The 11,472-nt window shown below is 68.0% G+C and carries 11 protein-coding genes; 10 read left to right on the forward strand and 1 reads right to left on the reverse strand.

Features of this window, described 5'->3' with window-relative positions; all coding sequences use genetic code 11:
• Window positions 1–133 precede the first annotated feature (133 nt).
• Entirely contained in the window at window positions 134–1,159 is a 1,026-nt protein-coding gene (locus tag ACGFI6_RS32195; RefSeq protein ID WP_393125264.1) for a hypothetical protein, read from the reverse strand.
• A 171-nt stretch (window positions 1,160–1,330) separates the two neighbouring features.
• On the opposite strand from ACGFI6_RS32195, the gene ACGFI6_RS32200 reads away from it, so the two are divergent.
• The 10 genes from ACGFI6_RS32200 to ACGFI6_RS32245 all read left to right on the forward strand — a co-directional run bounded on the left by ACGFI6_RS32200 (window position 1,331) and on the right by ACGFI6_RS32245 (window position 11,424).
• Window positions 1,331–2,422, forward strand: coding sequence for a CaiB/BaiF CoA transferase family protein (locus tag ACGFI6_RS32200; RefSeq protein WP_393125266.1), 1,092 nt, complete (start codon window positions 1,331–1,333; stop codon window positions 2,420–2,422).
• 14 nt (window positions 2,423–2,436) lie between these two features.
• Complete coding sequence (locus ACGFI6_RS32205) at window positions 2,437–3,450, forward strand: LacI family DNA-binding transcriptional regulator (RefSeq protein WP_393125268.1); 1,014 nt, start codon at window positions 2,437–2,439, stop codon at window positions 3,448–3,450.
• Between the two features lie 155 nt (window positions 3,451–3,605).
• Complete coding sequence (locus tag ACGFI6_RS32210) at window positions 3,606–4,946, forward strand: ABC transporter substrate-binding protein (RefSeq protein WP_393125270.1); 1,341 nt, start codon at window positions 3,606–3,608, stop codon at window positions 4,944–4,946.
• Between the two features lie 12 nt (window positions 4,947–4,958).
• Window positions 4,959–5,852, forward strand: a complete 894-nt coding sequence (locus tag ACGFI6_RS32215; RefSeq protein ID WP_393125272.1) for a carbohydrate ABC transporter permease — start codon at window positions 4,959–4,961, stop codon at window positions 5,850–5,852.
• Window positions 5,852–6,757, forward strand: a complete 906-nt coding sequence (locus tag ACGFI6_RS32220; RefSeq protein WP_393125274.1) for a carbohydrate ABC transporter permease — start codon at window positions 5,852–5,854, stop codon at window positions 6,755–6,757. Before ACGFI6_RS32215 ends, ACGFI6_RS32220 begins: the two co-directional genes overlap by 1 nt.
• On the forward strand, window positions 6,757–7,845 hold the full coding sequence (locus ACGFI6_RS32225) for a Gfo/Idh/MocA family protein (protein WP_393125276.1): 1,089 nt from the start codon (window positions 6,757–6,759) through the stop codon (window positions 7,843–7,845). Before ACGFI6_RS32220 ends, ACGFI6_RS32225 begins: the two co-directional genes overlap by 1 nt.
• A gap of 66 nt (window positions 7,846–7,911) precedes the next feature.
• Complete coding sequence (locus ACGFI6_RS32230; RefSeq protein ID WP_393125278.1) at window positions 7,912–9,039, forward strand: CaiB/BaiF CoA transferase family protein; 1,128 nt, start codon at window positions 7,912–7,914, stop codon at window positions 9,037–9,039.
• Window positions 9,036–10,157, forward strand: a complete 1,122-nt coding sequence (locus ACGFI6_RS32235; RefSeq protein WP_393125280.1) for a sugar ABC transporter substrate-binding protein — start codon at window positions 9,036–9,038, stop codon at window positions 10,155–10,157. The genes ACGFI6_RS32230 and ACGFI6_RS32235 overlap by 4 nt, the downstream gene beginning before the upstream one ends.
• Window positions 10,154–10,609, forward strand: a complete 456-nt coding sequence (locus ACGFI6_RS32240; protein ID WP_393125282.1) for a MaoC family dehydratase — start codon at window positions 10,154–10,156, stop codon at window positions 10,607–10,609. Before ACGFI6_RS32235 ends, ACGFI6_RS32240 begins: the two co-directional genes overlap by 4 nt.
• The gene (locus tag ACGFI6_RS32245; RefSeq protein WP_393125284.1) at window positions 10,606–11,424 is read left to right on the forward strand and encodes an amidohydrolase family protein; all 819 of its coding nucleotides are present in this window, start codon (window positions 10,606–10,608) and stop codon (window positions 11,422–11,424) included. Before ACGFI6_RS32240 ends, ACGFI6_RS32245 begins: the two co-directional genes overlap by 4 nt.
• Window positions 11,425–11,472: the final 48 nt, after the last annotated feature.

Below are 11,472 nucleotides of genomic sequence, written 5' to 3' on the forward strand. Positions count from 1 at the left end.
CGCGGTTCTCCGTGGGGGCGATCACGGCGGGCGGGATCGTGTTGAGTGGGTTGTGGTTGATCGGCAGGAGACGTGCGCGACCTGTCCGGCACCCGCGCGGTGGCTGAGGTGCCGGACAGGTTGCTGGTGGCAACTAGCGGCAGCGGTAGAGGGTTGGCTCGAGGGTGCCGGTGCTGACGTCGTAGCCGCCGGCGGTCCAGCGGGTGTTGCGTTCGAAGATGTGCTGCAGCTGGGTGCCGCCGGGGAACGTGATCTTGGTGCCGTCGCTCCTGATGATCATCGACGGGTAGTCGCCGATCGGCCCCCAGAGACCCTCGGTTGCGGCGTCACGGTCGGAGTTCAGGTCGATGACGCCCCGGGCGACCTCCTTCACGCGGTTGTTCCGGGTGTTCCAGAGCAGGCCGGCGGTGTCCTCGGCGAAGCCTTCCTGGCCGCCGATCGTCGTGCCCTCGATGTCGCGGGCCCAGACGGTGTCCTCGTGTTTGCCCGGCAGCCGGACGGGCTCGGCGGTCGCGGACTTCCACAGGTAGCTCGTGGTGTTGCCGTCCGCGAGCTTGAGCCGCCCGATGACTAGGCCCTCGTCGGAGATGTGATCCATGGCGTCGACGGACAGCTCGGCCGGGACCGTGAGCAACTGCGGCGCACTGCCGGGCCGCCAGATGTACGGGACGCCGTGGCCGAAGTTGTCCCACGCCACGCCGAGGATGTCGTGATTCTTGTTCATGCCGGTCAGCAGGCTGCTCTGCAGGTCGGCCGGCAGCTGGAGGATCTTGTAGGAGTTGGTGCTGATCGAGTAGATCCAGTAGTCGGTTTTGGTGAGGCTGGACGTGCTGCCGAGTACGGAGCCGTCCTCGGTCACCGAGTACGCGAACGATTCGCCTTCCGTCTGAGAGGTGAGCCAGCGCGGTACGCCGTTCACCCAGAGCACCGCGTGCGACTGGGTGCGTCCTTCACGGTTCGCCTCGCCGAGGACGTAGCGGCCGGAGGGGTCCGCTGTGCGTACCTGGCTGGAGCCGGGCAGGGAGTCGGGCGGGAGGCTGAGTACGTGCTTCGTGCAGGTTGTGCGGGTGGTGGAATCGGCGGTGGCTGCTTGGGCGGCTGGGATGGCGGTGATGAGTAGCGTTCCGGTGGCTGCTGCGGCGGCCAGGTGTCGGATCATTTTTCTCCCCCTGAAGAAGTGACAACGGCCCGGGCGAGGGACGTTGTGCGGGGTCAGACGCATTCTGGTCTAGAAGAGTTCGGGCGACACGCCGGGTTGCTGTGCCGAGTTCGGCCGCCTATCGTTTGCGCAAACGATTGAGCAGGTTGGTCGTACGGGGAGAGGGTCGGGATGCTGGCTGCGGAGCTTCCGTTGGCGGGGGTGCTGGTGCTGGACTTCAGCCAGTTCCTGGCAGGTCCGGTGGCGGCGTTGCGGCTTGCCGATCTCGGGGCCCGGGTGATCAAGGTCGAGCGGCCGGGGACGGGGGAGATCGGGCGGACGCTCGCGTTCGCGGGGCGATGGGCCGACGAGGACACGGTGTCGTTCCATGCGATGAATCGGAACAAGGAAGCGGTCGTCGCCGATCTGAAGGATCCGGGGGATCTTGAGCAGGTGAGGCGTCTGGTCGCTGGGGCCGACGTGTTGATCCACAACTTCCGGCCGGGGGTGATGGAGCGGCTGGGGCTCGACTATGAGGCTGTGCGGGAGTTGAATCCGGGGCTCGTGTATGCGGCTGCGTCGGGCTATGGGGCTGAGGGGCCGTGGGCGGGGCGACCGGGGCAGGATCTGTTGGCGCAGTCGGTGTCGGGGCTTGCGTGGGTGAGCGGCGCGGACCGTCCGGTGACCGTCGGGCTGTCGCTCGCCGATCACCTGCTGAGCTGTCACCTCGCAGAGGGCGTCACTGCGCTACTGGTGCGAAAGGCGCGCACGGGCCAGGGCGGTCTGATCGAGTCCAGCCTGCTGGAGGCAATGCTTGACCTCCAGTCCGAACGCCTCACCGCGCACCTGAACCCCCAAACTCCCCAACCCCCACACCCAGCCGCGGTCGCGGGTATTTATCGGACGGCGGACGGTTACCTGGCGATCGCAGGTCTTGACGGGTTGGAGGGTCCTGAGGACCTGGTTGATCAGCTGCGGACGGCCGGTACGGCTTATTGGGTTGAGGTTCTTGGGAGGCGGGGGATTGAGTGTGCTCCGTTGCGGACTCTGGGGGAGCTGCTGGCGTCGCCGGAGTTTGCGGCTGTTGGGATGACGCAGGTGGTGGAGCGGCCGCCGGTTGTTGCGGGGGAAGCGCCGCTGCGGCTGATGACGACGCGGAGTCCGATCCGGATCGACGGTGAGGTGCTCCGCAGTCAGCGGGCGGCTCCGCGGCTCGGAGCCCAGGGACATGTGGGGGCGGAGGGCGAGTTCGGTGTCGAGGGGGCAGGTGGGGGCGGGGCGTGAGTAGGGTGGGCGGCATGGCGACCCTGGGTGACGTCGCGGCGCGGGCCGGCGTCTCGATCTCCGCGGTGTCTCGGGTGCTCAGTGACGCACCGGACTCGCGCGTGAGTGCGGCGACGCGGCAACGAATCGTGGATGCTGCGAGCGAGCTCAACTACCGGCCGAACTTCGCGGGTCGCGCGCTCAAGTCGGCGCGTACGCAGGTTGTCGGGCTGGTCGTCCCGGACATCACGAACGCGTTGTTCACCGAGCTGATGCACGGTGCGGAGGACGAGGCCACGGAGCGTGGATACACGGTCCTGCTCGGTCGGTCGGACGACTTACGGCCGGGTGGCGAGGTGATCGCGCGGTTGATCGGCGAGGGGCGCGTCGACGGCATGGCGCTGCAGATCGGCGACGGCGTAACGCCGGCCGGGCTGCATGACCTGTTGTCCACGCAGGCGCCGATTGTCCTGGTGAACTCTGCCAGCCCGCTGTTCGTCGGATCAGTGACGCTGGACGACCATCGCGGTGCGCTGATCGCTACGCAGCATCTGCTGGAGCTTGGGCATGAGCGGATCGCCTTTGCCAATGGGCTTCCGCGGTCGTTCACGGCCAAGCGCCGGCGGACCGGGTACAAGCTGGCGCTTGCGACGGCGAAGGTGCGGGTGCCGAAGGGGTATGAGACCCGGGTGGGTTACACCGTCGACAACGGGCGTACGGCGTTGCGGCGGTTGATGGAGCTCGACCCGCGGCCGACCGGGATCGTGGTGGCGAACGTCAACGCCGCGGTCGGTTTGCTGGGGGAGGCGCGCAAGCTGGGGATCCGCGTCCCGGAGGACTTGTCGGTCGTCACGGTCCACGACTCGTGGACCGCCGAGAACACGTGGCCGCCGCTGACCGCGGTCAGGATGCAGTTCTATGCCGTTGGACGTACGGCGGTGCGCAGCGTGATCCGCCGCATCGAGACCGGCGAAACCTCCGACGAGGTCGTCACCGATCCAGCTCCCGAGCTGGTAGTCCGCGAGTCCACCGCACCCCCCACTCGCTGATCCACACCACCCTCGCCCGGATCCCTGGCGAGGGGGCCTTTTGTGGGGGTTGTGCAAAAGTTCGTGCTCAAACGATTGACCATTTTGCCACCTGCGGTCTAGCGTGCTTGCTCTAACGTTTGAGCAGATGCAGGACGTGGTCAAAGGAGTCCGTCATGAAGTCACCCGGTATCCGCCCCGGGGCTGTGCGTACGCTGGCCGTCGCGACCCTCCTGGGCGCGACCGCTCTGCTGAGCGCGTGTGGTTCGTCGACACCCGCCGGCGCCGGCGGCGATGCGAAGCAGACCGACTCCGGAGGCGCGATCACGGTCTGGGTCGATCCGCCGCGGGTGCCGGCCGCGAAGGCCTTCCAGCAGGCGCATCCGGAGATCAAGACGACGGTCAACCAGATCGACGGGACCGTCGGCGGCAAGTCGCTGCAGCAGCAGTTCGCACAGTTCAACCAGGCCGGCAAGGGCTGGCCGGACGCGATCTTCTTCCCGTCGAACGACGACATCGCCTGGGCCTCCGGCGCACAGGTCAACTACACCGCCGACCTGACCGACCAGGTCCCCGACGTGATCAAGGGCTACGAGGACGCCGTCATCGCGCCCTGCAAGATCGACGGCAAGATCCGCTGCCTGCGCAACGACGCCGCGCCGGACGTCTTCTGGTACAACAAAGCGTTCTTCACCCAGTACGGCTACCAGGTCCCGAAGACCTGGGAGGAGTACGGCGACCTCGCAGTGCGGATCGCGAAGGAACACCCCGGCAAGCTGAGCGGCTTCAGCGGTGACGCGTACGCCCCCGACCGGTACCTGTGGGCCTCCGGCTGCCCGACGAACGCGCGCCAGTCCGAGACCGAGGTGCACATCGACCTCAACGACGCCAAGTGCACCCGGGCCAAGGACCTGCTCGCGAAACTCGTGCAGGCCAAGGCGATCTCGACGCTCGGCATCTTCGACGCCGACGCCGCCAAGGTCGGCAAGAACCTGGTGATGAGCCCCGGCGCGGCCTGGTGGGGCGACTACCTGTTCCGCCAGACCTGGAAGATTCCCGCCGGTCAGATGACGGCCGTCGCACCGATGAGCTGGCAGGGCGAGGACAAGCCGGCCACGGGCAACGAGGGCGGCGGTCTGTGGGGCGTCTCCCGGCACATCACCGGCAAGGAGCTCGAGAACACGCTGACCTTCGCCAAGTTCGTTGCCACCGACCCCAAGTGGCAGGTCGAGCTGTCCACCGGACTCCCCGCGTACGGTCCGGCGCAGGACGCCTGGGCCGCGAAGCAGGCCAAGCAGGGGTACTTCGCCGACAACAAGGCGACCTTCGACGCGATGAAGGGTGCGAACGCCTTCGTCGTGCCGGACCACTCCTACATGCTCTACAACACCGGCAGCGTGTGGACCGAGACGGTCGCCGCGGGCCTTGCGTCCGGCAAGACCGTCGACCAGGTCTGGAGCGGGTTCGGTGACGAACTCGTGAAGCAGGCCAAGGCCATGGGCTACACGGTCAAGTAGGTGGCCTCCCGCATGTCGCGCTCCAGCGAGAGCCGGGGCGCCTGGATCCTGATGTCGCCGTACGTCGTCCTGCTGCTCGTCGGCGGCATCATCCCGGTCGGTTACGCGCTGAAGACCGCGCTGGAGAAGCCGCCGACGCCGCTGGACCCGACCACCGGGTTCGGCGGGGTCTCCAGCTTCAAGACGGTCTTCACCGACTTCCGCTTCGTCGACACGTTCCAGAACGTGTTCGCGACGCTCGTGATCTGGCTGCCGATCATGATGATCGGCATCGTCGGCCTGGCGCTGCTGATCCACGCCAGCCCGGGCCGGTTCGGCGCCGCGATGCGGTTCGTCTACTACATCCCCGGAGCGCTGGCCGGCATCGCGAACTTCGTGCTCTGGGTCTACCTGCTGAACCCGGGCCAATCGCCGATCGAAGGCTTCTGGCACGCGGTCGGCGTGGACACGATCAAGCAGGCGGTCGCGTCGCCCGGACACCTGCCGTTCGTACTGACCGCGATGATGTTCTTCCAGGGCGTCGGGTCCTGGATCGTGGTCGTGAACGGCGGGCTGAACGGCATCTCCGAGGAGACCCTGGAAGCGGCGGCCCTGGACGGCGCGAATGCGTGGCAGCTCGCCTGGCACGTGAAGCTGCCGATCATCCGGCCGTGGATCGGGTACGCCGCGTTGATGAACCTGGCGTACGGGTTCCAGCTGTTCCTCGAGCCGCAGCTGCTCGACCAGGTCGCGAGCAATGCCCTGCCCGACCAGTGGACCCCGACACAGCTCGGCTACGCGTTTGCCTTCAGCAACTACAACTTCCCGGCCGCGGCGGCGATGTCGCTGATCCTGCTCGTGATCACGCTCGGCATCGGACTGCTGATCGTCTTCCGCAGCGGCCTGTTCGGCAAGGAGGACAGCTGATGACCGGCATCGAGAGCTGGAGCGCCGGACGGCTGGCGAGAGTGGTGTCGATGCTGTTCGTCGCTGCGATCTTCTTGCTGCCGATCGCCGGCTTCGTCGCGATGGCGTTCCGCTCCAACGACGGCGTCTCGAACAGCTCCGGCGGGTTCCTCGGCCTCGGGGACATTGCCTGGAGCAACTTCCGGTACAGCTGGTCGCAGGTGAACGGCTTCGGCCCGCAGGGCGGACTGTTCACCCGCTGGCTGACGAACTCGCTGATCGTCGCGGCAGGCGGTGCGATCCTCGCGGTGATCGCCGCGCTGCCGGCCGGTTACGCGATGGCGCGGCTGCGCTTCCGGGCCCGCCGCGCGGTGCTGATGATCACCCTGATCACGATGGTGATGCCGAACACCGTGCTGGTGATCCCACTGTTCCTCGAGGTGAACGCGGTCGGCGCCGTCGGCCAGCTCTGGCCGGTCGCGCTGATCATGGGGTTCTTCCCGTTCGGCGTCTACCTGTCGTACATCCACTACCTGACCACGATGCCCCGCGAGTTGGTCGAGGCCGCGCGCCTGGACGGGCTGGGCGAGGTGTCGGTGTTCTGGTGGATCGGACTGCGGATCTCCAAGCAGGTCGTCGTCCTGGTGGCGTTCTTCGCGTTCGTCGCGAACTGGACGAACTTCTTCCTCCCGCTCGCGCTGTTGTCCTCGAACCAGAACAACCAAACGGTCTCGATCGGCCTGCAGCAGCTGATCGGCGCGAGCCCGCTGTTCAACCCGACGGTCGCGGCCGGCCTGGACGTCAAGCTCTACATGCCGCAGCTCGCCCTGGCGACGTTCGTCTCGATGCTGCCGCTGCTGGCCGTGTTCCTCGGCGCGCAACGCTTCCTGATCCGCGGCGAGACGGTCGGCGCGGTGAAAGGCTGATGATGAGAGAGTTCGACCCGCACCCCGGCTACACGCCGGCCCTGCCGCGCAGCCCGCGCCCGATCGTGCTCGTGGGCGCCGGCGGCATCGTCCGCGACGCGCACCTGCCCGCGTACCGCAAGGCCGGCTTCGAGGTCGCAAGCATCACCGATCTCCAACTCGATCGTGCACAGACCCTGGCGGACCAGTACGCAATACCCCAGGTGTACGACCAGGTCGCTGCCGCCGTCGCAGCAGCCCCGGCCGACGCCGTGTACGACATCGCTCTCCCGCCTGAGGCGCACATCGACGTGCTCGAACAGCTCCCGGACGGCGCCGCGGTGCTGCTCCAGAAGCCGCTCGGCAACGTCCTTGCCGAAGGCATCAGAACTCGTGAGGTGATACGGCGCAAACAGATGATCGCCGCCGTCAACACCCAGCTCCGGTTCGCGCCGTACGTAGCGGTCGCGCGCAAGCTGATTGCCGACGGCATCATTGGTGAGCTGTACGACTTCGAGATCCGGGTGTCGGTACGGACACCGTGGGAGATGTTCCCGTACGTCCTGAAGCTCGACCGGCTCGAGATCAACATGCACAGCGTGCACTACCTGGACCTGATCCGTTCGTTCCTGGGCGATCCGACCGGTGTCTCAGCGGTGACCGTGCGGCACCCGGAGAAGGCCCACGCGAACAGCCGGTCCGACATCGCGCTGACGTACGGCGATCGCCCGGTGCGGGTCGTGGTGTCGACCAACCACGATCACCACTTCGGTGAACGGTACGAGGAGAGCTACATCAAATGGGAGGGCACGAAGGGTGCCGTCCGGGTGCAGCTCGGGCTGCTGCTCGACTATCCGTGCGGCGGCGAGGACCGGCTCGAGCTCGTCACCGACGACCGGCTGGACGAGGGCTGGCGGCCGGTGCCGTTCGAGGGGTCGTGGTTCCCGGATGCGTTCATCGGGTCGATGAGCGTGCTGCAGCGCGCCCTCGAGGGCTCGATCCCGTCGCTGCCGACCTCGGTGGAGGACGTGTTCCGGACGATGGCGGTCGTCGAGGCGGCCTATGCCTCGGCCGCGCAGGGCGGCGAGCCGCCCCCGTACGACGCCTGACCCCGCGACCGGCGACCCGAGGCGACCGAAGACCCGAGGCGACCGAAGACCTGAGAGGACCAAGAGGTGACGGAACTTCCCCTGACCGGGATCACCGTGCTCGACTTCAGCCAGTTCCTGGCCGGGCCGGTGGCCGCGCTCCGGCTCGCCGACCTGGGCGCCCGCGTGATCAAGATCGAGCGTCCGGGCAGCGGTGACGCGGGCCGCCGGCTGGCGTTCGCGGGCCTGATGGTCGGTGACGACAGCATGTCGTTCCACACGATGAACCGGAACAAGGAGAGCCTGGTCGCCGACCTCAAGGACCCGGACGACCTCGCTCGCGTCCGCGCGCTCGTTGCCGAGGTTGACGTGGTGGTGTCGAACTTCCGGCCCGGCGTGATGGAGCGCCTCGGCCTCGACTACGAGACCGTGCGCGAGCTCAACCCGGGCATCGTCTACGGCAGCGTCAGCGGGTACGGCGACACCGGCCCGTTCAAGGATCGTCCCGGGCAGGACCTGCTCGCCCAGTCGATCGCCGGGCTGCCGTGGCTGAACGGGTCCCGCGACGACCCGCCGGTGCCGGTCGGGCTGGCCGTCGCCGATCACCTGGCCAGCTGCCATCTCGCGCAGGGCATCACGGCGTTGCTGGTCCGCCGGTTCCGTACCGGCCGCGGTGGTCACACGCAGACGAGTCTGCTCGAAGCGCTGCTCGACCTCGAGTTCGAGTTGCTGACCACCCGGCTGAACGACCCGTCGATCGAGGTCCGGCGCAAAGGGATCCGCTCGGCGCACGCGTTCCTGCCGGCGCCGTACGGCATCTATCCGACCAGCGACGGCTACCTGGCGATCGCGATGAACCCGGTGCCCGTGATCGGCCGCCTGCTCGAGCTGCCGGAGGTCGCCGCGATGACCGATCCGCAAGACTGGTGGGACCGGCAGGAGGAGATCGAGGAGCTGCTGTCGGACCGGCTCCGGGCGCGGACCCGCGACGAGTGGCTGGCGGTCCTCGACGCCGAGGACGTGTGGTGTGCACCAGTACTGACGCTGGACGAGCTCGTCGATCACGACGGCTTCCGGGCGATCGCGATGACGCAGGAGATCAAGCGCGACGGCCTCGACCTGATCACCACCCGCAGCCCGATCCGGATCGACGGCGAACGGCTGCTCAACCCACGCCCGGCGCCGCGGCTCGGCGAACACGAGGAGATCGCATGACGACGTTGCGCGGCATGACGTGGGAGCACCCACGCGGGTACGACTGCCAGGTCGCGTCGGCGAAGGAGTACGCGCGGCTGACCGGCGTCGAGGTGCACTGGGAGTACCGCTCACTGCAGGCCTTCGCCGACGAACCGCTGGAAGGGCTCGCCTCCCGGTACGACCTGCTGGTGATCGACCATCCGCACGTCCCACTGGCCGCGCCCGTTCTCGCGCCACTCGACGGTGCCGGTCACGACACCGAGCTGACCGCCCTCGCAGCCGATGCCGTAGGCAACAGTCACGCGTCCTACGCGCACGAAGGTCACCAGTACGGTCTCGCCACCGACTCCGCCGCACAGGTCGCCGTCCACCGGCCGGATCTGCTCGCAGATCCACCGACGGACTGGGACGCCGTACTGGAGCTGGCCGACGAGGGCCGCGTGCTGTGGCCCGCGAAGCCGATCGATGCGTACTCGACGTTGTGCACCCTCGCCGCCAACCGCGGTAAGCCGGTAGCAGCCGAGTCCGGACGCTTCCTCGCCGAGGACGATGCCGCTGCCGTACTCGACCTGATGCACCGCCTCGCGGAGCGAGTGCCCGAGTGGTGCCTCGCGGCCAACCCGATCGAGGTGGCCGAGGCGCTCGCGGGGGACGGGCAGTGGGTGTACGTGCCGCTCGCGTACGGGTACACGAACTACTCCCGCCGTGGGTTCCGACCACATCGGCTCAAGTACGTCGACATCCCGGCCGGACCGGATGGTGTCGCCGGGTCGCAGCTCGGCGGCGCGGGGATCGCGGTCTCGGCGTACTCGCAGGATGTCGGCGCGGCTCGGGCGTACGCGATCTGGCTGGCCTCGCCGCAGGTGCAATCGGGGGTGTACTACGACGCGGGCGGGCAGCCCGGGTACGCATCGTCCTGGGACGACGACCGGCTCAACGAGGACTCGTGGGACTTCTTCCGCGGGACGCGTCGGACGCTCGACGGCGCGTGGGTACGGCCGCGGACGGCCGGCTACATGGAGTTCCAGGACGTCGTCTCGCCGTGGGTGACCGCAGCGTTGCGCGGCGAGCTGACCGATGCCGAGCTGGTCCGACGGGCGAGCGAACTGGCCGAGCGACTGCTGGGGGAGCGATGAAGGTAGCGGAGCGGTGGTTCGGGGACTACGCGATCGGTGAGAGCCGGTCGACGGTCGGCCGTACGATCACCGAGGCCGACATCGTGCTGCACGCCGGGCAGACGGGCGACTTCTTCCCGCATCACATGGATGCCGAGTGGATGGCGACCCAGCCGGCCGGGCAGCGGATCGCGCACGGGACGCTGATCCTGTCGGTCGCGGTCGGGATGACGGCCGGCGACATCAACCCGCGGGCGATGTCGTACGGGTACGACAAGATCCGCTTCATCAAGCCGGTGTTCATCGGCGACACCATCACGGTGACCGCGGAGATCACCGAGAAGGCCGACCACAAGCGGATGGCCGAGACCCACGGGTACGTTCATGAGTTGGTGACCGTGACCAACCAGCGCGCGGAGACTGTTCTCGTCCTCACCCACCTGTACCTGGTCGACAAGCGAGGCCCGGCATGATCATCGATGCACACCAGCACGTCTGGGATCTGGAGCGTTCGCCGTACCGCTGGCTCGGTCCGCAGGTCCCGCAGTGGAACCGGACCTTCACCTTCGAGGAACTGCGGCCGCAACTGGTCCGCAACGGTGTCGATGCGACCGTGCTCGTGCAGTCCGACGACGACGACCGCGACACCGACCTGATGCTCGAGGTGGCCGCGAGCGAGGTCGCCGCGATCGTCGCGTACGTGCCGCTCGATCGGCCCGAGCGTGCGGCCGAGCGGCTCGAGGAGTTGCGCAAGGACCCGCGAGTGGTCGGCATCCGCAACCTGATCCACGACCTCCCGGACCCGGACTGGATCCTGCGGGCGGACGTCGACGAGGGTCTCGGCGTTCTCGAGGACGCGGGCGTGACGTTCGACTACGTCGCCGTACTGCCGCGTCACCTCGAACACGTGCCGACGCTGTCCGAACGGCACCCCGGCCTGCGGATCGTGATCGACCATCTCGCGAAGCCGCCGATCGGCGAACCCGACCGCGAACCGTGGTGGAGCCTGATCGAGACCGCCGCCCAGAACCCACTCGTGTACGCGAAGATCTCCGGCCTGTACGGCGAGCCGATCCAGCCGTACGTCGATCGCGCGCTGGAGGTCTTCGGCCCGAACCGTCTGATGTACGGCGGCGACTGGCCGATCTCCACGGCGTTCGGCGGGTACGACCGGGTCTTCGCCTCGCTGTCCGACGCGCTGGCTGACCTCTCGGACAGCGACCGCGACGCGATCTACTCCCGGACCGCCCGCGAGTTCTACCGGATCCCGGGGACCGGACTGGGGTAGTTACGGGGGCGATCACCTGCCGTGACGTGATCGGATCGGTGCAGGCAG

Origin of the sequence: Kribbella sp. NPDC048928 (assembly GCF_043197975.1) — a bacterium.
Classification (GTDB): Bacteria; Actinomycetota; Actinomycetes; order Propionibacteriales; family Kribbellaceae; genus Kribbella.

Bases quoted from the DNA above. Each gene is read 5' to 3' on its own strand.
- ACGFI6_RS32195 (WP_393125264.1), bottom strand. From the start codon at position 1,159: ATGATCCGACACCTGGCCGCCGCAGCAGCCACCGGAACGCTACTCATC.
- ACGFI6_RS32200 (WP_393125266.1), top strand. From the start codon at position 1,331: ATGCTGGCTGCGGAGCTTCCGTTGGCGGGGGTGCTGGTGCTGGACTTC.
- ACGFI6_RS32205 (WP_393125268.1), top strand. From the start codon at position 2,437: ATGGCGACCCTGGGTGACGTCGCGGCGCGGGCCGGCGTCTCGATCTCC.
- ACGFI6_RS32210 (WP_393125270.1), top strand. From the start codon at position 3,606: ATGAAGTCACCCGGTATCCGCCCCGGGGCTGTGCGTACGCTGGCCGTC.
- ACGFI6_RS32215 (WP_393125272.1), top strand. From the start codon at position 4,959: ATGTCGCGCTCCAGCGAGAGCCGGGGCGCCTGGATCCTGATGTCGCCG.
- ACGFI6_RS32220 (WP_393125274.1), top strand. From the start codon at position 5,852: ATGACCGGCATCGAGAGCTGGAGCGCCGGACGGCTGGCGAGAGTGGTG.
- ACGFI6_RS32225 (WP_393125276.1), top strand. From the start codon at position 6,757: ATGATGAGAGAGTTCGACCCGCACCCCGGCTACACGCCGGCCCTGCCG.
- ACGFI6_RS32235 (WP_393125280.1), top strand. From the start codon at position 9,036: ATGACGACGTTGCGCGGCATGACGTGGGAGCACCCACGCGGGTACGAC.
- ACGFI6_RS32240 (WP_393125282.1), top strand. From the start codon at position 10,154: ATGAAGGTAGCGGAGCGGTGGTTCGGGGACTACGCGATCGGTGAGAGC.
- ACGFI6_RS32245 (WP_393125284.1), top strand. From the start codon at position 10,606: ATGATCATCGATGCACACCAGCACGTCTGGGATCTGGAGCGTTCGCCG.